Source organism: Solitalea agri (assembly GCF_023914155.1).
Classification (GTDB): Bacteria; Bacteroidota; Bacteroidia; order Sphingobacteriales; family Sphingobacteriaceae; genus Solitalea; species Solitalea agri.
In genome coordinates this window covers 170,616-192,348 of record NZ_JAMWYS010000006.1, presented here as the reverse complement: position 1 = coordinate 192,348, position 21,733 = coordinate 170,616, and the positions used below count along the sequence as shown (strand labels likewise).

Genomic DNA, 21,733 nt, shown 5'->3' with positions numbered 1-21,733 from the left:
TAAGAAATATTGTCCATTGATGCTTGCATTTAAAAAATAGTTTCTACATCTTTGAAAAAATCGAAATGAAACAAACAGTATTAAATAACATTTGGTGGTGGCGTTGCATAAATTGCGGACGGTAACCTCATTGTTGTTATTTAATAATTAACTATCAAGATACTTTTATGAAGGGTTGCCGTTAAGGCAACCCTTTTTTTGTGTCAAAATAAAACCAACGTCGTAATTTAGTTAACAGACTACAGCATAAGCAGCTTAAAGAAAATGAAAAAAATACTCACCCATTTATTCGAAGGACAAACCTTATCAAAAGCGGAGTCGAAACAGATTTTGATCGATCTGGCCTCTGGAAACTATAATGTTTCACAAATGGCTTCTTTTATGACTGCTTATTGTATGAGAAGCATAACGGTTGATGAACTTGAAGGATTCAGAGATGCAATGCTGGAGCTTTGTTTAAACGCTGATTTACCATCAGATGAATTAATCGATTTAGTAGGAACCGGTGGAGATGGGAAAGATACCTTCAATATTTCAACGCTTTCATCATTTGTGGTGGCAGGAGCTGGTTATAAAGTTTCTAAGCATGGCAATTATGGGGTTTCTTCGGCCTGTGGTTCGTCAAACGTAATGGAACATTTGGGTTATCGATTTACCAATAACATGGATAGTTTAAAACGTTCTTTGGATGAAGCCAATATCTGTTTTTTACATGCACCTCTTTTCCACCCGGCAATGAAAACGGTGGCTCCAATTCGAAAAGAACTGGGCGTAAAGACCTTTTTCAATATGTTGGGGCCAATGGTTAATCCAGCATCGCCTAAATATCAGTTTTTAGGTGTTTTTAGTTTAGAACTTGCCCGTTTGTACGCTTATCTCTATCAAAAAACAGAGAAGCAGTATATGATCATTCACACGCTTACAGGCTATGATGAAATCTCATTAACGGCTCCTTTTAAGGTCTTTTCAAATGAAGGAGAGGCTTTATATAATCCATCTTTATTTGGCGCAACTTTAAATCCGGAAGATTTATTTGGTGGCGGAACCATTGGAGAATCAGCTGATATTTTTGTAAACGTATTAAATAATAAAGGCACCGAAGCTCAACTAAGAGCTGTATTGGCTAATTCAGCCATGGCTATAAAATGCAAGGAAAGAAATAAGTCGATTGATGAATGTTATTCAATTGCACAGGAATCATTGGCTTCAGGAAAAGCCTTAAACAGCTTTAAGGCATTGTTAGACTCTCAAAAAGTTACGGCATAGTATGAAAGTTAAAATTTGCGGAATGAAGTTTCGCGAGAATCTTGAAGAAGTAGCTTCTTTGCAACCTGATTACTTGGGGTTTATTTTTTACCCTCAATCACCACGATATGTGGATGATTTATCGGTTTTAAAATCAGTTCCATCTTCTATAAAAAAAGTGGCCGTGTTCGTAAATGCAAAAATCGATGATGCACTAGAAATTGTCGCTGATTATGATTTTGATGCGGTTCAGTTACATGGTAGTGAAAAACCTGATTACTGTTCTCAGTTTAAATCAGCCACTATTGAAGTTATAAAGGCTTTTGGTATTAATGATGATTTCGATTTTAGTACACTAAAGAGGTACAAAGACGCATGTGATTCGTTTTTGTTCGACACCAAGGCAGATAGTCATGGAGGTACAGGAAAAACATTTAACTGGCAGGTGTTACAGCAATACAAAGAGGCTAAACCTTTCTTTTTAAGTGGTGGAATTGGAGTTGAGAATTTACATGAGGTAAACAACATACTAAATTATGGTTTACCAATTTATGGCCTTGACCTTAATAGTAAGATTGAAGTAAGTCCGGGACTAAAAGACGTTCAAAAAGTTAAACAAGTAATTGACACAGTAAGAGGATTATAAACTCTTTCTTATAAACAACTTACCCCAAATGAATAAAACAGCAATAAATTATTACGTGGATGAACGAGGTTATTTCGGTGATTTTGGAGGAGCATACATTCCCGAAATGCTTTACCCGAATGTTGAAGAACTACGTCAGAACTACTTGTCTATTATTAATGATCCGGCGTTTCAGCAGGAGTTTAAGGAACTGCTGAAAGATTACGTAGGCAGGGAAACACCACTTTTTCATGCTAAACGATTGTCAGATCACTATGGTGCTACTATTTATCTTAAACGCGAAGACTTAAATCATACCGGTGCACATAAAGTTAATAACACCATAGGTCAGATTCTTTTAGCGGAAAAACTTGGTAAGAAGCGAATCATTGCCGAAACAGGAGCGGGGCAGCATGGAGTAGCTACTGCAACGGTATGTGCTTTAAGAGGCTTAGAATGCGTTGTTTATATGGGGGAGATCGATATTAAACGTCAGGCGCCAAATGTTGCCCGTATGAAAATGCTGGGAGCAACCGTGGTTCCTGCAACTTCCGGAAGTAAAACTTTAAAGGACGCTACCAATGAGGCTATGCGTGATTGGATTAATAATCCGGTGGATACTCATTATATCATTGGATCAGTAGTTGGTCCTCATCCATATCCTGATATGGTTGCTCGCTTTCAATCTGTGATAAGTGCTGAAATTAAACAACAACTAAAGGAAAAAACTGGTTCAGAGTTGCCTGATTACGTAATGGCTTGTGTAGGTGGAGGAAGCAACGCTATGGGCGCTTTCTACCATTTTCTGAATGATGAGTCGGTTGAACTAATTGCTGCCGAAGCTGCAGGATTGGGAGTAGATTCAGGGAAATCTGCTGCTACAACTATTTTAGGCCAGGAAGGTGTTTTACACGGTAGTCGCTCTATCTTGATGCAAACAGAAGATGGACAAGTAGTTGAACCTCATTCTATTTCAGCAGGTTTAGATTATCCAGGTATTGGTCCACAGCATGCTCACTTGTTTAAAACTGGTCGAGGAAAATATGTTGCTGTAACGGATGATGAAGCAATGCAAGCAGCTAGATTGTTAACTCGTTTGGAAGGTATTATTCCTGCAATTGAATCATCACATGCTTTGGCTTATTTAGAGAAAATGAAGTTTAAAGGTGACGAAAAGGTAGTGGTTTGTTTGTCGGGACGTGGTGATAAGGACCTTCAAACGTATATGGACTATTTTAATTTATAATTCGAATTACGCAAACTAAACTGTAACCCGTAATTCATAATCCGTAACGCTTAATCTATTATGAACAACCGTTTAATCGACTTATTCAAGAATAAAAATAGAAATCTGCTTTCAGTTTACTTTACAGCAGGTTATCCACAACTGAATGACACCTTAACTATAGCTAAAGCTTTGGAAGATGCAGGAGCCGATTTTTTAGAGATTGGTTTCCCGTATTCTGATCCGGTAGCCGATGGACCTACAATACAGCAAAGTAGCCACGTTGCTTTGGAAAATGGCATGAGTCTAAAAGTATTATTTCAGCAGTTAGAAAAATTGCGAGACCAAGTTTCCATTCCAATTATTTTAATGGGTTATGTAAATCCGGTATTGCAATATGGTGTAGAAAAGTTTTGCACTGATGCGGCAAGAGTAGGGGTTGATGGTGTGATTGTGCCTGATTTACCTATGTATGAATATGAAGAATTGTATCGCGATGCTTTTGAGCAGAATAATCTTAGCAATATATTCTTGATCACTCCTCAAAGCTCCGATGAACGAATTCGTAAAATAGATGAGTTGAGCCAAGGTTTTATCTATGCGTTGTCATCTTCTTCAACCACCGGAAATAAACTGGCTGTTGATGCTGAACAAACAGAAAAGTATTTTCAACGTTTAAAAGGTTTGAAATTAATCAACCCGTTAATGATTGGTTTTGGTATCAACAACCGTGAAAGTTTTCAAAAAGCTTGTTCCGTAGCTAATGGGGCCATTATAGGCAGTGCATTTGTAAAAACGCTAAACGGCTCAGTTAATGACGCAAAAATCAAAGAGTTTATCACATCAATTAGATAACATAAAATACCGTTACTATTTTTGCAAGATTAAGAAAACTCGATGTCGAAATTTACTAAAAGCATATTTAAACCCTTTGCGGCTTTTTTGAAAACAGAGCAAGCCTCAGGTGTTATCCTTATATTCTGCACCGTTCTTTCACTGCTTGCTAGTAATTCTTCATTGAGTGAGCCCTATCTTCATTTTTGGCATCAGAAAATCGGGATGGTAGGTTTTGGGGCGGAGTTTACCTTAAGTATTGAACACTGGATAAATGATGGCCTTATGGTCATCTTTTTTCTGGTTGTAGGCTTAGAAATAAAACGCGAACTATTAAAAGGAGAGTTGTCATCTGTTAAAAAAGCTACACTTCCAATGGTGGCAGCCTTGGGTGGAATGGTGGTTCCCGCGGTAATTTATTTTCTCATTAATAAATCAACACCTACTGAGCATGGCTGGGGTATTCCTATGGCTACAGATATTGCTTTTGCCTTGGGAATTCTCAGTTTGTTGGGCAAGCGTGTTCCGATTAGTTTGAAAGTTTTTTTAACTGCACTTGCTGTTGTTGATGATTTGGGAGCAATATTAGTTATTGCAGTAGCTTATACTCAAACGGTGGTGCTTCATAATCTATACATAGCGCTTTCCATCTTTGCTGTACTTATGGCATTCAACTATTTCAAGATAAGAAACGTGTTGATCTATTTATTAGGTGGAGTTTTTATGTGGTATTTCATGCTACAATCCGGGGTGCATGCTACTATTGCCGGAGTTTTGCTAGCAATAACAATTCCTTTAGAATCTGATTATAGCGATCATTCACCTGCAGAAATATTGGAGCACAATCTACATCAGTTTTCATCCTTTATTATTATGCCATTGTTTGCTTTGGCTAATACCTGTATTGTTTTCAAAGGAAGCCTGCTTAATGTTTACGGTACTGAATTGGGCCTGGGGATTATTTTAGGCTTATTGTTAGGTAAACCATTGGGTATTGCAGGATTTTCTTTTCTGGCTATTAAATCAGGTATGGCCACAATGCCCTCAAAGGTATCTGTTAAAAAAGTAATAGGGACAGGCTTTTTAGGGGGAATTGGGTTTACAATGTCAATATTTATCTCTATCCTGGCATTTGTTGAGCCCGAAAATCAAAACTTCGCAAAGATCGCTGTATTGTCGGGCTCAGTGTTATCTGGGCTTATTGGGTACTTAATTATTTATCAGGGAAGTAGGACGATACATGTATCATCTCAAACCAATGAAACCTTGGTAGAATAGTGGTTGTTAGAACCAATACTTTGGGTATTTTCTTTTACTGCTTAAATTGTTGAAAATTAGAGCGATAGCCACTAATACGACTGATCCTATTAATACAGGGCTGAATAAGAAGCTCCAGCTTGCCCCGGATAAAATAATTACTAATGGATTTGCTCCGGCCGGAGGGTGAACGGTTCGTGTTATTTGCATTAAACCGATAGAAAGAGAGACGCCGAGTGCAAGCGAATACCAGGTATTACCCATTAAATGATAGCACAATAAGCCCAGAATGGCAGTTAATAGATGGCCGCCAATAATATTACGAGGTTGTGCTAAAGGGCTATCTGGTAATCCGAAAGCAAGCACACACGTAGCACCAAAAGGAGCTATTAATAATGGTGTAGCTGCAGTTTTAGATAATAAAACAATTAAAGAGATTGCAATCAGTGCGCCCAGTACTGAATATACAGAATGTGAGACATGTGGGGCAGATGGACTTCTTTCAACAGTTTTGAACTTTGTTAAGTACTTTTTTGGCATTTAGAGAGTTTTTTACACTAAAAGGTAGAAATGCAAAGGTATTTTATCCAATTTTATCATCAAAATTTATAAGGTAAAGAATTCGCTAAAAAATCAAAATTTCAATGTTAAAACCTGATCAGCTATTGATTTTCCAAGAGTTTTACCTTCATTAATATCAAATTCGTAATGAATTCCACCATAAACCCTTGAATAGGCTGCTTCATCAATCATATCCTGAAAATTGTTAAAAGTTTTGGGACTAAAGCCATCACTTACTTTTTGATTGTCCGTAAATGAGAATGAGGTGCCGAAATACGCTCCCAAAATCGTTCCCGTTGCGCTTGTGAAAGAGGCATGTTCAGAAACGTAAGATGGGAATGGAGGAGTGCCTATTTTACCGTTCCAGGCTGGGTTAATATTTTTATGTATATAAGTAATAGGTCTTACTAAATTATACTTGTATTTGCAGTCCCAACAAACAATTGCCACATCATTTAAAGCAATACCAACTTGAGTAAATAATTGTGCAGCTATGTCGAGTGTTAAGTTATTGTCTTTAACCAGTTGGGCAGTAATCGCCAGCATATGACCTGCAGGAGTAAAAGTTCCAGTTGCATCAGCCCAATAATTGGCAATATAAGTTTCTTCTTGTGTAAGAGAATTTACGGTCTCATATACAAAATTAGCTGCCTGATAAAATGTAGAAGTTGGATTCACAGAGTAGGTTGGAGGTGCTGCTATTTGATTGATAATATTTTTATTGCTACTAAAGAGAAATCGGTTTTTGCTCCAGTACGGAAGCATGGCACTTTGGAATAATGGTGGAGTAGGCTCCCAAAGTCCATTACCTACCGGAGGTACATAACTTGCAGGAAAGTTGTCGAGGTATGCAGCTTGTCCTTTATCAGAAGCCGACCATAAATAAATAGCATTAGCCATTTGTTTTCCAAAATCAATCGACCGATCTATATCTTCCTGAGTAAATTCGGAGGAAGTAAGTTCAAGTTGATTATCTACTTCTAACTGGTCAATTAAGGCTTGATTATCTGATGAGGCATTGCCAAATAAGCTCCTTAGTATATCTGCCATTGCTGAGTTTGCAGCTATTGCCCAATTGTATCGGGCTTCTGGATCATTGTATGGTAAATAACTCAAACCATCAAGTTGTCCGCTAAGTGAGGTGCCATCAGGCATGCCTCTCACAACTGTTTCATGTAAAGTTATACTCGTATAGGCAATGGCACGCGCAGCCACAGGAGGGGTGAAGCCAGGAGTTTCTTTTATGAGCTTTAGTTCAAGGTTATACCATGATACAGGAACAAATGATCCCCAGTTGGAAGCATCAATGGCTTGTGAAGGCGAATTATTGTCATCTTTTTTACAAGCCTGTAGAAAAGTAATAATGCAGAAAAGGAAGAGAGAGAAGCGTAAACCTGTTTTTTTCATACAGAGAGCAATTGATAGGAGTTTAATTAGCGTTATTCATGGTGAAACTATTTTTCAATTTAATTATAATTTTTAGGTTTTCGCAAAAGTTATGCCTCAAGCACGCCCTTGCCTTGTCTGATTATCTCAATCTCTCCACTTGTACAATCAATAACCGTTGAAGCCTCGTTTCCGCCGTATCCTCCATCAATAACAATATCAACCAGTTCTTGATACTTTTCGTAGATAAGTTCCGGGTCAGTTGAATATTCAAGAATCTCGTCATCATCATGAATCGAAGTGGAAACAATAGGGTTGCCTAATTGATTTACAATTTCACGAGCGATATAGTTATCTGGAACACGGATACCAACTGTTTTTTTCTTGCTGTTTAATAGTTTAGGAACCAATCCGCTGGCATTAAAAATAAAAGTGAACGGACCTGGCAAATGTTGCTTTAACATACGGAAAATAGTAGTGTCAATTGGCTTTGTATAGTTGCTTAAATGACTTAAATCATAACAAATGAACGATAGATTAGCTTTTTCAGGTTTTAAGCCCCTAATCTGACAAACACGTTCAATAGCTTTTTGATTAGTAATGTCACATCCTAGTCCGTAAACAGTATCGGTTGGATAAATGATTACCCCGCCTCTTTTAAGGCATTCAACTACTTTCTCAATTGCATTGGGGTTAGGGTTTTCGGGATAGATTTTTAATAACATGGCACCGTAAATATAGATAAATGAAAAAGAGGAAGAATAATTATTCTTCCTCTTTTAGCTGTTTTTATAAGGTACTTTACGAAGTAAACTTTTCTTTTGATATGGTATATTGTAAGGTGGGGCCAATATCATAATCCATCGCTTTTTCAAACCACATACCTGTTTTAGCCATTACTTTAATTGAAGCTAGATTTTCAACATGGGAACGGCCTACAATTTTATTCATTTTTAACTGCTGGAAACCATATTTTAAACAGCCTTTACTTGCTTCAGTAGCCATTCCTTGTCCCCAGAATTTTTTAAGTATCCGGTAGCCCAAATCTATATCATTGTATTCCGGTATATACTTCAAGCCACACCATCCAATAAATTCATTATTGTCTTTTGATAAAACAGCCCACCGTCCAAATCCATAATCTTGATAATGCGTATAGGCATTAATAAATGAACGAGCCTCATCCACCGAATTAAAGGGTAAATCGCCTGTGAATTTTTGAACTTCAGGAGCCAGATTAAGATCGAATAAACCTTTTGCATCATCTGGTGTAAATTCGCGTAATACCAAACGATTGGTTTCAAATAACATTGGAGCGGTTGCCATATATTTAAAGAGTTATTGGTTTTAAAAATTTAGTTTTATTTATTTGTATATTATCAAAATATAAACCTGTATTACTGTTAAAATAAAGATATAAATATTGAACATTATATAAAAATCGAATTTAAATTTTTTTTTAAAAAAAAAGAACGGCCTTCGGAAATTGAATACCGAAGGCCGTTCTTTTAAATAGCTTATTTCGACTAAAATTCAGCGTTTTTAGGTGTACGAGGAAATGCAATTACGTCACGGATATTGGTCATTCCGGTAGTAAACAATACCAATCGTTCAAACCCTAATCCAAAACCTGAATGTTCGCAAGCACCGAAACGACGGGTGTCTAAATACCACCATAACTCTTCGGTAGGAATTCCCATTTCGTCCATACGTTTAGTTAATTTATCTAAACGCTCTTCACGCTGAGAACCTCCAACCAGCTCACCAATACCCGGCACTAAAATATCCATCGCCCTAACGGTTTTGCCATCTTCGTTCAGACGCATATAAAACGATTTAATGTCTTTAGGATAATCAGTTAAAATTACCGGCTTTTTAAAGTGTTTTTCTACCAAGTAACGCTCGTGCTCCGATTGTAGATCAGCTCCCCAATCTTCAATCAGGTACTGGAACTTCTTGTTTTTATTTTGTTTAGAGTTTTTCAGAATATCGATAGCCTCTGTGTAAGTAACGCGCTCGAAATCGTTGTTAGTAACAAACTCTAATTTTTCAATTAAACCTAATTCACTGCGTTCGTTCTGAGGTTTTTGTTTTTCCTCTTCTACTAAACGTTGTCCAAGGAATTCTAAATCCTCACGGTTATTTGTAAGCACATAACCGATCACATATTTAATGAACACTTCTGCAAGGTTCATGTTATCTACTAAATCATAGAATGCCATTTCCGGCTCAATCATCCAAAACTCCGCCAGGTGACGAGTGGTATTTGAATTTTCAGCACGGAAAGTAGGACCGAAGGTGTATATCTCACCAAAGGCCATTGCCGCCAATTCACCTTCCAACTGCCCAGAAACTGTTAAGTTAGTGGCACGTCCAAAGAAATCTTGCTTAAAATCGATTTCACCAGCCTCATTGCGAGGAGGGTTACCCAATTCAAGAGTGGTTACTTTGAACATTTCACCTGCGCCTTCAGCGTCGGAAGCAGTGATGATTGGAGTGTGCATGTACACAAATCCTTTTTTGTTAAAGAACTCGTGAACTGCAAATGCCAATGCGTGGCGAACGCGGAAAACTGCACCAAAAGTATTAGTACGGAAACGCAAATGGGCATTTTCACGTAAAAATTCAAGGCTATGTTTTTTAGGCTGAATTGGATACGTTTCCGGATCACAATCACCTAAAATCTCTACGCTCTTCGCTTTAATTTCAACTTTTTGGCCTTTACCTAATGATTCAACCAATTCGCCGGTAACAGAAACAGCCGCACCGGTGGTAATGCGTTTCAACAACGATTCATCGGTATTATTAAAATCAACAACCGCTTGAATATTATTAATGGTCGACCCGTCATTGAGTGCGATGAATTGGTTGTTGCGGAAAGTGCGCACCCAACCTTTGATAGTAACCTCCGATCCGTAAGCAGTTGAATCGAGAACTTCTTTGATGCGTGTTCTTTTTACCATTGTAATGTAATTTGTAGATAGTTCATAGATCATGGATTATGGCCATGTCTATAATGATTAACAGCAGTTATAGGTTTTCACTATAAACTGCTGTGTAATTTATTTTAATCAATGAGTTATTTAGACCATTAACTATGATCCATTAACCAATTGCGATTATGCTAAAACCTTAGTAACAAGTTCAGCAGCGTCTTTCAACTGAATAGCTGAGTAAACTTTCAATCCCGATTCGTCGATCAGTTTTTTAGCTTCAACAGCATTCGTTCCTTGTAAACGTACAATAATTGGAACTGGAATATTACCAATGTTTTGGTAAGCATCGATAACACCTTGAGCAACGCGGTCGCAACGTACGATACCACCGAAGATGTTGATCAAAATAGCTTTAACGTTAGGATCTTTCAAGATGATGTGGAAAGCAGCCTCAACAGTTTTTGCAGAAGCAGTTCCTCCTACATCAAGGAAGTTAGCAGGCTCACCACCAGCTAATTTGATGATATCCATGGTAGCCATTGCTAAACCGGCACCGTTAACCATACAACCAACGTTACCATCTAATTTAACGTAGTTAAGGTTCGATTTACCAGCTTCAACTTCAGTAGGATCTTCTTCTGTCTCATCGCGCATTGCTGCGATGTCGGCATGACGATATAAAGCGTTTTCGTCAAGGTTTACCTTAGCGTCAACAGCTAAAATTTTATTGTCAGAAGTTTTTAATACAGGGTTGATCTCGAACATCGATGAATCAGTTGCTTCGTAAGCTTTGTATAAAGCAGCAACAAATTTCACCATGTCTTTATGAGCTTCGCCTGATAAACCTAAGTTGAAAGCAATTTTGCGAGCCTGAAACCCTTGCAAGCCTACTTTAGGATCAATTTCTTCTTTAAAGATTTTTTCTGGTGTGTGTTCTGCAACTTCTTCAATGTCCATACCACCTTCGGTAGAGTACATGATGATATTACGACCTTTAGCACGATCTAACAAAACACTCATGTAAAACTCAGAAGTATTGCTCTCTCCAGGATAATAAACATCCTGAGCGATCAAAACTTTGTTTACTTTTTTACCTTGAGGGCCTGTTTGTGGAGTAATCAATTGCATACCAATAATCTGCTCAGATAATGATTTAACATCATCTAACGATTTGGCTAGCTTAACACCTCCGCCTTTACCACGGCCACCGGCATGAATTTGGGCTTTAACTACCCACCAGCCTGTTCCGGTTTCGGCTTGTAATTGTTTAGCTGCTTCAACTGCTTGTTCAGGAGTATCGGCAACAATGCCTTCCTGAATGCGAACTCCAAAACTTTTGAGAATGGATTTCCCCTGGTATTCGTGAATGTTCATCTGCGGATAATTTTTCTTTTTTCGGGAAATACACCACAAGAGGCGTATTTCTTTTGCGCCGTAAAAGTAGTATTTATCGCTTATTTTTAAAACCTACAAACAAATTTTTAATTTCAGTTTATTTTCGGTTTTAATTATAAAATTTTACCGCTTTTATAAACTAATTGTTCATAACCTTTACTGTTTTTATACTCCCACTCCAAATCAATTTTCTTTCCTTTAAAAGCTATTGGTGAGGACTTTAGTTTTTTAATGGTAGAGTCTGATTTTTCGATTAAAAGTTTTACGTGGTAGGTATTGGGGTCGTCTTTTCCCAGGATCAGGTATTCTTTGTTGTCTTTTTTTTCAATTTTTTCAAAAGGCAGATCGAATTCGCCGGTACAGTCAACTGCACGTCTAAAGAAATTGGTCTTTGCAGAGTATCCAGTAGTATCGGGCTTAAATGGAACAAAGGGAATGTCTTGTATTTTATTTTCTTTGCTTGTTTTTCGTTCTAATGCTTTTAGTATCTCCAATTTTTGATTGAAATAGACTTTTGCCTCTCTGAATTCGTTATTGCTTCCCATGGTAATTTTTTCCGCGAGTTCAGCATAGATTGGTTTTTCGTCTTTGAGAAAAACATTTAAACGCCGGTAGTCCTGTTCAGAACGATGTCCGTCCTCAACATACACAACCTGTTTTCCATCTTTAAAATAAACACTAACATCAAAAGTGTAATCACCTAATATATATTGCAAGCTTCGTTTATAGGTAAGCTCCGGGGTTTTTGACTTTATCTCTTTTACATACTTATCTATGACCAAAGTGTCTGCCAACTCATTAACCCTAGCTGATGAATCATTAACTGAATGATCAATTTTTTTATCCTTGCTTTCATTTGAACAAGAAGATAAAATAATCAATAAGATTAACCACTTATAGATCGATTTTAACATAGAGCGTGTATTTATATTAAATTTAATAATTTTTGGGTAGATGCTTTCACTGCTGGTTTTGATAATAAAATATTGCTAAGTCTGCCTTAATATAATTTATATGTCATATTTCCAGATCGATTAACAGATAAAGTGTTGTGCTGATTATAATTGCGTACAAAATTTAGTCGAATGCTTAAAAAATACAGTCAAAGCTTAATTGGCCGATTTAGGGCCATTGCCTTTTTAGAAGGTGTTTCATTTTTATTATTGATGTTTGTTGCAATGCCTGTTAAATACATATTGCACTACCCACAATTGGTGAAAGTTTGTGGCTGGTTTCATGGTTTGTTGTTTGTTGCCTATGTTTTATTGTTGATTCAGGTGGTTCTTGAGTTTCAATGGAAAGCTGGAAGATCATTCTTAGCTTTCATCGCCTCTTTGCTGCCTTTTGGAACATTTGCGCTTGATCATAAACTTCTAAGCAAAATACATGATAAGCATGCAACAGTAAGCAAGTAAAATTTATTAGTAATTCAATTTTTCTATTTTTGAGCTATGCTAATAGCCAACAATATTCATAAGTCATACGGAAAGCTTGAAATCCTCAAAGGAGTTGATCTTCATGTTAAAAAAGGAGAAGTGGTTTCTATTGTTGGAGCCTCTGGCGCCGGAAAAAGTACTTTATTACATATTGTTGGAACATTAGATAATGCCGACAATGGCTCATTGATTCTTGATGGTATTGATGTTTCAAAGCTGAAATCGAATAGCTTAAGTTCGTTTCGAAACCAAAAAATTGGATTTATCTTTCAATTTCATCATTTACTGCCCGAGTTTACAGCGCTCGAAAATGTTTGCATTCCTGCATTTATTGCTAATAAATCGAAAGCAGAGGCTGAAAAATATGCAACCGAACTTTTAGAATTGCTGGGCTTAAGTCATCGGCTTAATCATAAACCTTCCGAACTTTCGGGCGGAGAGCAGCAAAGGGTTGCTGTTGCACGTGCTTTAATAAATCAACCCGCTATTTTACTGGCCGATGAGCCCTCTGGTAATTTAGATTCTACGAATGCCAAAGAGTTACATCGATTGTTTTTTGATTTGAGAGATCGATTTAACCAAACAATTATAGTGGTTACACATAATGAAGAATTAGCAGGCATGGCTGACCGCGAGTTGATGATGAAAGATGGTAAAATAGTTTACTCTAAAGAAACTGCCAAGTTATAAATCAAATCTGTTTTGCATGTCGCAAATTAAACTATTGCTTACCGGAGCTCAACAAGTTCAAACCGAAGAGCTTTACAATACCCTTTCTTTAAAATATTCTGTTTATCTGGCCGATTCAAGCGCTTTAACAGGAGAACGTTTTGTTCAAATTCCGAACATCACTGATATGGCATTTGCCCATAAAATCCTAAAAATCTGTTTGGATAATGACTTCAAAATCGTTGTTCCTCAACTTTTCGACGAAATAGGCTTGTTAGCCCCAGCTAAGACACTTTTTGGTGAATACGGGATCGTAATTGCTTGTCCGAATAAAGCTGAGTGGGATATTCTTGCTGATAAGGAAATCTTATTTTCTAGTTTATCTGCAGCACGTATCGCGGTTCCTGCATTCAGAAAACTTGAAAAGTTTGAAGGGTTTGCTGCATCCATGCTCCAATTGGGTTATCCGTCAAAACAGGTAAAGGTTGAGCCTTGTACGAATAATGCTTCTTCTGATTACCGGATTGTAGACGATAGGGTGGATGCTTATTATTCGATTTTTCCGGATATTGAAAACCCACTGATCAGCTATACTCAACTATCAAAAATAGTAGCGGCCGATAATTTTCCTGCACTTTTTCTCTCCGAACATTTAGAAGGTCAGCAAGGATATTTTACTGCGTATTTTAATGATGGAGAGTTGATAACAGATGATGAACCTTCTGCTATTCTCCCTGAAATTGCGAAGGAAATTGGGACGGTGCTCAACTTAAACGGTTGTTTCGAATTGCAGTTTACGCAAACTGAAAAGGGCTATTTCCTCCATAAATTAATTCACAAGCTCAATACGGGCGACAAACTAGTAACGTATATAACAAACGAACTAAACAAACTTGATTAAGATGCAGGAGTTGATTGATAGGTTTCCGAATAAAACCGCTTATATTTTTGAATTAGATAACGTTATTTTTCCTTCCAAAGATTATGATCTCCAGGTATATTATCTCTTTGGACAGTTTATGGAATTCACCTTTCCGGGGATTCATGAAGGGAAACGAATCTTAGACTTTTTGGTGAATAAGCATGGAACTATGTCTCGTTCCGAGTTGATTGATGCTACGATTGATCATTTTGCCATTACTCCGGAATTTAAGGAAAACTTTGAACGTCTTTTTAGAATTGCCCGTTTGCCATTAAAACTATTAATGTTTCAGCAAACACTTGAGTTTATGCAAACACTGGTGGCCGACAGAAAACAGATTTTTATTGTTACAAAAGGCGATCCTGAAGAGCAATTAAATAAGATCAAGCAGATTGAATGGAATGGACTTGAAGCTTATTTAAAAGTATATTTTGTTGAAGAAACGGAACCTAATGATATTCCGTCAACGATAACTAAACTTTTAACAGAGAATGAATTATTAAACCAATCAATTGTGATGGTTGGAAAGACAACTTTTAAGCTTTCGGAAATAGATTTTATTCCGATATCGGAACTGGTTAAGATATAGTTTAATAAAGAGAAAGTCAACGCATTTGAGCTGACTTTCTCTTTATAAAGAGTTGATAAGTTAAATCTTGCTGACTTTAATAATTCGTACCGGGCAAGCGTTTGCAGCAATTTCAACTTGTTCGAATACAAAATCATGAGGTACGCGAACGGTATGAAATCCTTTTTTATCTACTGAATGTAAAAGGTTTGATTTTCCGTCTTTTTTTGACATTCGAAAGTGCTCGGGATCCAATTCTGCGCAATAATTACAGCCAATGCACTTGTCGCGTTGTAAGGTGATGATAACCATTTGAAATATTACGAGTTGCGGGTTACATATTTCGAGTTAATTATTTTGTAATTGATAATTCGAAACTCGAAATGTGCAACCCGCAATTTATTGACTAAGCTTCTACTAACTTATATAATTTGTCAGATTTACGGATTTTGAAATCCAATGGAATGGTAACCTGATCTCCTTTTACCGCTTGATCAGCAAAGATGTCATTTACCATTAATTTATCAATATCGAACTCTTTAACACCTGTAGTAGGGCCCGTGATCAGCATTTTATCACCAATTTTAATATCAAAAGCTTCGAGTTTAAACTGTGCTATTCCAGCTTTAGTAAAATAATGCTCGCCAGTGCCAACAAATAACTTCTTACGAGTTGCATGTGAACCTGGATGGTCTTTCGTCCATTCGCCTAATTCCTGACCTAAGTAATAACCACTCCAGAAACCACGATTATAAACAGTAGCTAAGCGCTCCATCCAGTTTTCTACCTTTTCTTTTGAATAAGTGTCTTCCTTGTATGCGTCAATCGCTTCTCGGTAACATTTAATAGTAGTTGCCACGTAATCTGCTGCACGGCCACGTCCTTCAATTTTTAGTACGCTTACACCAGCATCTAAAACTTTATCAAGAAAATCAATGGTACATAAATCCTGAGGAGACATGATGTATTCATTGTCGATCTCAAGTTGAATACCATCTTCGTCGGTAACAGTGTATTTCTTACGGCAATTCTGGCGACAAGCACCACGGTTAGCTGATGAATTATGTGTGTGAAGGCTTAAGTAACATTTACCTGAAACTGCCATACAAAGTGCTCCATGACCAAAGATCTCAATCTCAACCAATTTCCCAGAAGGACCTTTGATTTGCTCTTTTTCAATCGCGTCAGTAATCTTTTTAATCTGGTTAAGGCTTAATTCACGACTCAGGACCACTGTATCGGCAAATAGGGCATAGAACTTAACAGTTTCAACATTGGTAACGTTTACCTGGGTTGAAATATGTACTTCCATACCAATGCTTCTGGCGTATGCAATAACAGCATGATCAGCCGCAATAATTGCGGTAATACCATGCTTTTTGGCTTCGCCAACAATGTTTTTAACCATGTTCATGTCATGGTCGTAAACAATGGTATTTAGGGTGATATACGTACGAATTCCTTTCGGAGCACAACGGGCAACAATTTCAGGGATATCTTCCAAAACAAAGTTGATGGAAGACACCGCTCTCATATTCAATTGCTCAACACCAAAATAAACGGAATCAGCACCATTGTCGATAGCCGCCTGTAACGATTCGAAGTTACCGGCAGGAGCCATCAATTCTATATATCTGTTTGTATCTAGCATGACAAAAAATTCAGCCTGCAAAGATAGGTGTTTTAACGCGTAATTGGAAGGGTTTCCTGTTGGTAATCAGCAGTACCCAGGCAGCAAACTATAATGGTAGTGGAATTGCTCTTGCTAACTGCCTACTGAAGACTGCCGACTGTAATCAGTAACTATTTCTTCGAGGTAAAGTCTACACCTGGATTGGCTGTTTGAATTTGCTGTTGTGTAGTTTTGGCCCATGCTATAATAGCACCTTTTTGTTCTTTGGTTAACTTTGCATCGTTATGAATCCAGAGGTAAGATTCTAATGGCATCCAGCCTTCTTCTTGTGACTCTATAACTTCTTTCAATTTATGGTTAGCCTTTTTAGGAGAATAGCCGATAAACTCTGAGAAGTTTAAGTGTTCTTTTCCCTCGTTCACGTGGTGTTGCATCCACCATCCCACAGGTTGTATATTGGTGTACCAGGGATAATTGGTATTATTACTATGACAGTCGGCGCAGGCAACTTTTAACGACTCCTGAACATCGCTAGGAACCGAGTAATGCTTTGAAATATCATTAGCTGAAATAGAGTTACTTTGATTTTTAGTTGGCCTGATGAATTGGATAATAACCAATAGAATAAGCAATCCGTATAGAATCTTCTTTTTCATATTATTAGAATGAATTGATTAGGTGTCTGACCAAATATGTTTAATTCGGATTCAATAATCAATTTAAATAAGGGTATTTGCTTAGTTCTTTAATGTGTTAACCAAAACATTAAGCCTTTAACGTCTTTCTCCGGTAGCGCTTTTTGCTATCAATGTTTCTAAACGCTTAAGTTTTGTTGCTTCCTGTTTGGCATCCATAACCCAGTGGGTAACCTGTTTTTTGTAACCGGGAGCTTGTGACTGAAAATAGTCCCATGCTTTCGAATTCGCTTTAAACTTTTTCTCAAACTCAGCGCTAAGATCAACAGGATCCTTTTCAAATGAATAAATCCGAGATTTGGCTTCCGTTCTTTTTTCAAATGCAGCAAGCCCTGCAGATTGCATTAGACCTTGTTTGGTGAGCTCTTCCACCTTTTTAATGTTTATGCCACTCCAAATGCTTGAGGGTCTTCGGGGAGTAAAACGAATGGTATAACTTTCTTTGCCCAATGATTTACGAACACCGTCTATCCAGCCAAAACACAAGGCCTGATCAACAGATTCGGACCAGGTAATGCTAGGCTTTCCAGAATCAACCTTGTAAAATCCAACCAAAAGCTCTGTTTCGGTTTGGTGATGATGTTCAAGCCATTTTCTAAAATCGGCTGGGGTAGCGAAGAAGGTCGGTTCCATTGCAGATAAAGTTATTAATTGAAAAATGAAAAAGGTTTCTATAAAGTTCAAATGATTGATACTTTATAGAAACCTTTTGGTTTAGCTATTTTATGAGCTTTATGCTACATTCTCCATATTACGTAAATCCACCGGAACAACGCGGGAAATTCCTTGCTCAACCATAGTTACCCCGTAAATAATATCGGTGCTTGCAATTGTACGTTTATTGTGTGAAACAATAATGAATTGCGATTGATCAGAAAATTTACGAATGATGTTATTGAACTTATCGATATTGGTATCATCCAAAGGTGCATCCACCTCATCGAAAATACAGAATGGAGCTGGTTTCAATAAGTATAACGAGAAGAGAATTGCCGTAGCTGTTAGGGTTTTCTCGCCACCAGAAAGCTGATTAATGGTTAATGGACGTTTACCTTTAGGGCGAGCAATAATCTCAATATCCGATTCCAATGGATCGTTTGGATCAACCAATACCAAATCACATGAATCTTCTTCATTAAATAACGAGCGGAACACCTTTTGGAAATTATCCCTGATTTGCATGAAAGCATCAAAAAACTGTGTTTTTGCAGTTCCGTCAATCTCATTAATAGTGTCCATCAATGAGTTTTTAGCATCAATCAAGTCTTGTTTTTGAGTGATAATGAACAAATAACGTTCATTCATCTCATTGTAAGCTTCCATGGCCATTGGGTTGATAGAACCGAAGTTGTCGAGCTGATTTTTAATCTTATCGGTTTTTTGTTTCAGCTCCTCTTCATTTTCTTCGGGCAAAGGTTGCTCCATCAAATCATCAATTTCAATGCTGAACTCAACCGACAAACGCTCTTTCAACGCATTCATGTCGATCATCAAATGGGTTTTCTTATCCCGTAATTGATTAACAAGTGCTTCAACATTATCTTTCTTTCTGCGGAGCTCATTTAAGAATGACTCCAGCTCATTGATCTTTCCTTTTGACTTATAATAATCCTCCTCGGCTTCAGCCAAGGCTTTTTCAAGACTCTCTTTCTGTTCATACATAGCCAAAAGATTTTCATCACCCTCATCAGAGTTTTGTAGTAATTCGGCTATTTTATGTTTTGCATCACTCAGCTCAGTCTGATTTTTTTCAATACGTTCGCTGGCTACTTTCGATTGACTGTTTTTATATTCGATATCTTTTAAAATAACCGAAAGCTTATTTTGTTGCTGGTGAAACGCGATGTTTTGGTTATTGAAATTGCTTGAATACTTGGTTACACTTTCAGAAATAATATTGAACTCATACTGAAGTGTATTCAGGCGTTTTAAAGTATCTTCTTTTTGAACTGTTAATTCATCAACCTGAGGGTTAATTTCAGCAAGTTGTTTACGATAACTATTGATTTTTAACTCAATATCTTCCTTACGCAGATTAGAATTGCTGATAAAGCTTTTATGTTGCTCCTGACGAGCTTCCAATGTAACCAGTTCGTTGTTCAGTTTGTTTAATTCCTGACGCAACTGCCCAATAACTGCAGCTTTAGTGCTGCCTTTTAATCGTTGAAGGTCTTCTGTTAAAAACTCCGACTTGCCTTTTAACTCAGTGATTAATGCTTGGAGTTTGGTTATTTCTTTTTGTAAAACTTCCAGGTTCTTTGCCCGTCCAATACGCTTTCCTTCAAACAAACCAACCGAACCACCGGCCATGCTAAAACGAGTTTTAGAGTAGCGCCCCGATTTACTTAGAATTACACTTTCGTTGCCAGAGTTAGCTTTAATAGTGTTTTCTTCATCCTTTTCAGCCATAAAAACGTTGTTCAATAAGAACGAACAAAGTCGCTGATATTTCTCTTCCGATTCGATGATCGAAAGTGCAGGAATACAGTTTTCAGGAGCAGATTTGATTTCTTTCGCATCAAAAGCAGCAAATGAATCGAGAATAAAGAAGTTGGCTCGTCCTCGGGCTGCATCGCTTAATAGTTTAATGGCCGCTAATGCTTCATCATGATTTTGAACCACATAATAGTTCATGTAAGGCTCGAGGTAATTCTCAATCGCAATACGATAATCTTCCTTACAAAAGAAAACATCCGAAAGGAGGGGAGCATTTTTAGCCCAACTTGCGTTCTTACGCAAAAACTTAATCGATTCAGGGTAACCTTCCAAATTGTCAACCAAACTTTTGGTAAGGTTATATTCATTTTGTTTTGCATCGAGCGTACGGCCTTCCTGCGAAATTTTATCTTTAGTTTGTTGTAGCTCTGTTTCGGTCTCAACAATGCGTTGCTGCAGGGCCTCTTCTTCGGCTATAGCTTTGTTCAGTTCTTCTTCTTTCCCGACGAAAGCTTCATTCGTGCGCTTGATAGCTGCATTAAATTCATCAAGCTCCTGTTGTTTTTGCTGGGTTTCGCCTTCGTTTCGGTTTAATTCCTGTTGAAGTGATTCAAATTGAATTTCAAGAATGTCACGTTCTTTTTCAATTTTGTAAATATCATCCTGCAAGCTTCTGCTTTTGGTGGTTAAGCTGTCAACCTGGGTTTTTAGCTCAGTTTGCTCTGTTTTCTTATCCTCCAATTCAAATTTAAGGTCTTCCAGAATGCGCTGAATAGTATTTAAGCTTTCTTGTTCAGTAGCTCTGCTTTCTTCTAATTGTAACAAGGTTTCTTTAGCACCTTCAAGCCAGTTTTTATCGTTTACCAATTCGGCTGACAAACGACCTTCTTTTTCCTGGAGGTATTTTAGCTGCTCATTCTTAACCTTCTTCTCGTTTTCGTACTGGCGAATGCCGTTCACAAAATCGTTGGTGGTTTTTTGCTGAACCGACAGGTTTTTCTCTTTGATTAACGTATCCGTTTTTTCTACCTGAACCTGTGCTTCAATTTTATCGCTTTCGGTTTGTAAACCAAGGCGCTGGTCATTATGGTTGAGTTCCTGTTTTTCAATCTCTTCTAATGATGATTTAAAAGACTGAATCCGGAACGTAGCCAATTGCGTACTAGCTTCTTTGTATTGTTCTTTTAAACGATAGTAACGCTCGGTTTTCTTGGCCTGGGTTTCAAGCGTTTTTAGCTGCTTTTCAATCTCGAATAAAATATCTTCAACACGATTTAAATCGGCTTCGGTATCTTTTAGTTTATTGAAAGTCTGTTTTTTACGGATTTTATATTTTGAAATACCCGAAGCTTCTTCAAATAAATTACGACGCGATCCATCTTTATTGTTCAACATCTCTTCAATCATCTTTAATTCGATGATCGAGTAGGAGTCAGGGCCAATTCCAGTGTCGAGAAACAAATCGGTAATGTCTTTCAATCGGCAGGTAACGTCGTTTAAACGGTATTCACTCTCACCGGTTCTGTACAGTTTACGAGTAATGGTAACCGTGCTAAAATCGGTTGGTAATACGTTTTTTGTATTGTCGAAAGTAAGGGAAACCTCAGCAAGGTTGCTGGGTTTACGTGTTTTAGAACCATTGAAGATAATGTTCTCCATTTTATCCGAGCGGAGGTATTTGGCACTTTGTTCACCCAATACCCAACGGATAGAGTCAACTACATTCGACTTTCCACAGCCGTTCGGCCCTACAATAGCCGTAACGCCCTCATCGAAGTTGATGGTTATCTTATCTCCGAAACTCTTAAATCCCCGTACTTCGAGTTTTGTTAATTTCATGCAATTTTAACTGGTTAATTTTGAGCAGGAAGTATCTCTTTCCGAATAACAGTATCCTGATTACTGCCATG

21 protein-coding genes are annotated in these 21,733 nt (G+C 37.5%); 9 read left to right on the top strand and 12 right to left on the bottom strand.

Annotated elements, in window-relative coordinates; translation table 11 throughout:
• Nucleotides 1-264: 264 nt before the first annotated feature.
• The 5 genes from trpD to nhaA are packed head-to-tail and all read left to right on the top strand — an operon-like array spanning nt 265 to nt 5,207.
• Nucleotides 265-1,266, top strand: coding sequence for an anthranilate phosphoribosyltransferase (gene trpD / locus NF867_RS02145; RefSeq protein WP_252585898.1), 1,002 nt, complete (start codon nt 265-267; stop codon nt 1,264-1,266).
• A 1-nt stretch (nt 1,267) separates the two neighbouring features.
• The gene (locus tag NF867_RS02140; protein ID WP_256471343.1) at nt 1,268-1,891 is read left to right on the top strand and encodes a phosphoribosylanthranilate isomerase; all 624 of its coding nucleotides are present in this window, start codon (nt 1,268-1,270) and stop codon (nt 1,889-1,891) included.
• 28 nt (nt 1,892-1,919) lie between these two features.
• Complete coding sequence (gene trpB, locus NF867_RS02135) at nt 1,920-3,116, top strand: tryptophan synthase subunit beta (RefSeq protein ID WP_252585896.1); 1,197 nt, start codon at nt 1,920-1,922, stop codon at nt 3,114-3,116.
• Nucleotides 3,117-3,176: 60 nt separating this feature from the next.
• Complete coding sequence (gene trpA, locus NF867_RS02130) at nt 3,177-3,950, top strand: tryptophan synthase subunit alpha (RefSeq protein WP_252585895.1); 774 nt, start codon at nt 3,177-3,179, stop codon at nt 3,948-3,950.
• 42 nt (nt 3,951-3,992) lie between these two features.
• Nucleotides 3,993-5,207: a Na+/H+ antiporter NhaA gene (gene nhaA / locus NF867_RS02125; protein ID WP_252585894.1), complete on the top strand. Its 1,215-nt coding sequence runs from the start codon at nt 3,993-3,995 to the stop codon at nt 5,205-5,207.
• Between the two features lie 6 nt (nt 5,208-5,213).
• On the opposite strand, the gene NF867_RS02120 is transcribed toward nhaA, so the two are convergent.
• From NF867_RS02120 to NF867_RS02090, 7 genes are all read right to left on the bottom strand, one after another.
• Nucleotides 5,214-5,726, bottom strand: coding sequence for an HPP family protein (locus NF867_RS02120; protein WP_252585893.1), 513 nt, complete (start codon nt 5,724-5,726; stop codon nt 5,214-5,216).
• A gap of 93 nt (nt 5,727-5,819) precedes the next feature.
• Nucleotides 5,820-7,154: a vanadium-dependent haloperoxidase gene (locus tag NF867_RS02115; RefSeq protein ID WP_252585892.1), complete on the bottom strand. Its 1,335-nt coding sequence runs from the start codon at nt 7,152-7,154 to the stop codon at nt 5,820-5,822.
• A gap of 89 nt (nt 7,155-7,243) precedes the next feature.
• A complete protein-coding gene (locus NF867_RS02110; protein WP_252585891.1) occupies nt 7,244-7,858 on the bottom strand; it encodes an L-threonylcarbamoyladenylate synthase in 615 nt (204 codons plus the stop codon).
• Between the two features lie 76 nt (nt 7,859-7,934).
• Nucleotides 7,935-8,459: a GNAT family N-acetyltransferase gene (locus NF867_RS02105; RefSeq protein WP_252585890.1), complete on the bottom strand. Its 525-nt coding sequence runs from the start codon at nt 8,457-8,459 to the stop codon at nt 7,935-7,937.
• 200 nt (nt 8,460-8,659) lie between these two features.
• Nucleotides 8,660-10,096: an asparagine--tRNA ligase gene (gene asnS / locus NF867_RS02100; RefSeq protein WP_252585889.1), complete on the bottom strand. Its 1,437-nt coding sequence runs from the start codon at nt 10,094-10,096 to the stop codon at nt 8,660-8,662.
• Nucleotides 10,097-10,252: 156 nt separating this feature from the next.
• Nucleotides 10,253-11,443 (bottom strand): ADP-forming succinate--CoA ligase subunit beta, encoded by a 1,191-nt coding sequence (gene sucC / locus NF867_RS02095; RefSeq protein WP_252585888.1) that lies wholly within the window; start codon nt 11,441-11,443, stop codon nt 10,253-10,255.
• Nucleotides 11,444-11,577: 134 nt separating this feature from the next.
• Nucleotides 11,578-12,378, bottom strand: coding sequence for a hypothetical protein (locus NF867_RS02090; protein WP_252585887.1), 801 nt, complete (start codon nt 12,376-12,378; stop codon nt 11,578-11,580).
• Between the two features lie 171 nt (nt 12,379-12,549).
• On the opposite strand from NF867_RS02090, the gene NF867_RS02085 reads away from it, so the two are divergent.
• The 4 genes from NF867_RS02085 to NF867_RS02070 are packed head-to-tail and all read left to right on the top strand — an operon-like array spanning nt 12,550 to nt 15,080.
• Nucleotides 12,550-12,879, top strand: coding sequence for a DUF3817 domain-containing protein (locus NF867_RS02085; RefSeq protein ID WP_252585886.1), 330 nt, complete (start codon nt 12,550-12,552; stop codon nt 12,877-12,879).
• Between the two features lie 36 nt (nt 12,880-12,915).
• A complete protein-coding gene (locus NF867_RS02080) occupies nt 12,916-13,590 on the top strand; it encodes an ABC transporter ATP-binding protein (RefSeq protein WP_252585885.1) in 675 nt (224 codons plus the stop codon).
• 16 nt (nt 13,591-13,606) lie between these two features.
• Complete coding sequence (locus NF867_RS02075; protein ID WP_252585884.1) at nt 13,607-14,470, top strand: ATP-grasp domain-containing protein; 864 nt, start codon at nt 13,607-13,609, stop codon at nt 14,468-14,470.
• 1 nt (nt 14,471) lies between these two features.
• Nucleotides 14,472-15,080 carry an HAD hydrolase-like protein gene (locus NF867_RS02070; protein WP_252585883.1) on the top strand — a complete coding sequence of 203 codons (609 nt, stop codon included), beginning with the start codon at nt 14,472-14,474 and terminating at the stop codon, nt 15,078-15,080.
• A 60-nt stretch (nt 15,081-15,140) separates the two neighbouring features.
• Here NF867_RS02070 and NF867_RS02065 read toward each other — a convergent pair whose 3' ends face one another.
• From NF867_RS02065 to smc, 5 genes are all read right to left on the bottom strand, one after another.
• Nucleotides 15,141-15,371 carry a ferredoxin gene (locus tag NF867_RS02065; protein ID WP_252585882.1) on the bottom strand — a complete coding sequence of 77 codons (231 nt, stop codon included), beginning with the start codon at nt 15,369-15,371 and terminating at the stop codon, nt 15,141-15,143.
• 94 nt (nt 15,372-15,465) lie between these two features.
• Nucleotides 15,466-16,710, bottom strand: a complete 1,245-nt coding sequence (locus NF867_RS02060) for a peptidase U32 family protein (RefSeq protein ID WP_252585881.1) — start codon at nt 16,708-16,710, stop codon at nt 15,466-15,468.
• A 152-nt stretch (nt 16,711-16,862) separates the two neighbouring features.
• On the bottom strand, nt 16,863-17,348 hold the full coding sequence (locus NF867_RS02055; RefSeq protein ID WP_252585880.1) for a heme-binding domain-containing protein: 486 nt from the start codon (nt 17,346-17,348) through the stop codon (nt 16,863-16,865).
• Nucleotides 17,349-17,465: 117 nt separating this feature from the next.
• On the bottom strand, nt 17,466-18,020 hold the full coding sequence (locus NF867_RS02050; protein ID WP_252585879.1) for a YdeI/OmpD-associated family protein: 555 nt from the start codon (nt 18,018-18,020) through the stop codon (nt 17,466-17,468).
• A gap of 99 nt (nt 18,021-18,119) precedes the next feature.
• The gene (gene smc / locus NF867_RS02045; protein ID WP_252585878.1) at nt 18,120-21,662 is read right to left on the bottom strand and encodes a chromosome segregation protein SMC; all 3,543 of its coding nucleotides are present in this window, start codon (nt 21,660-21,662) and stop codon (nt 18,120-18,122) included.
• Between the last annotated feature and the right edge of the window lie 71 nt (nt 21,663-21,733).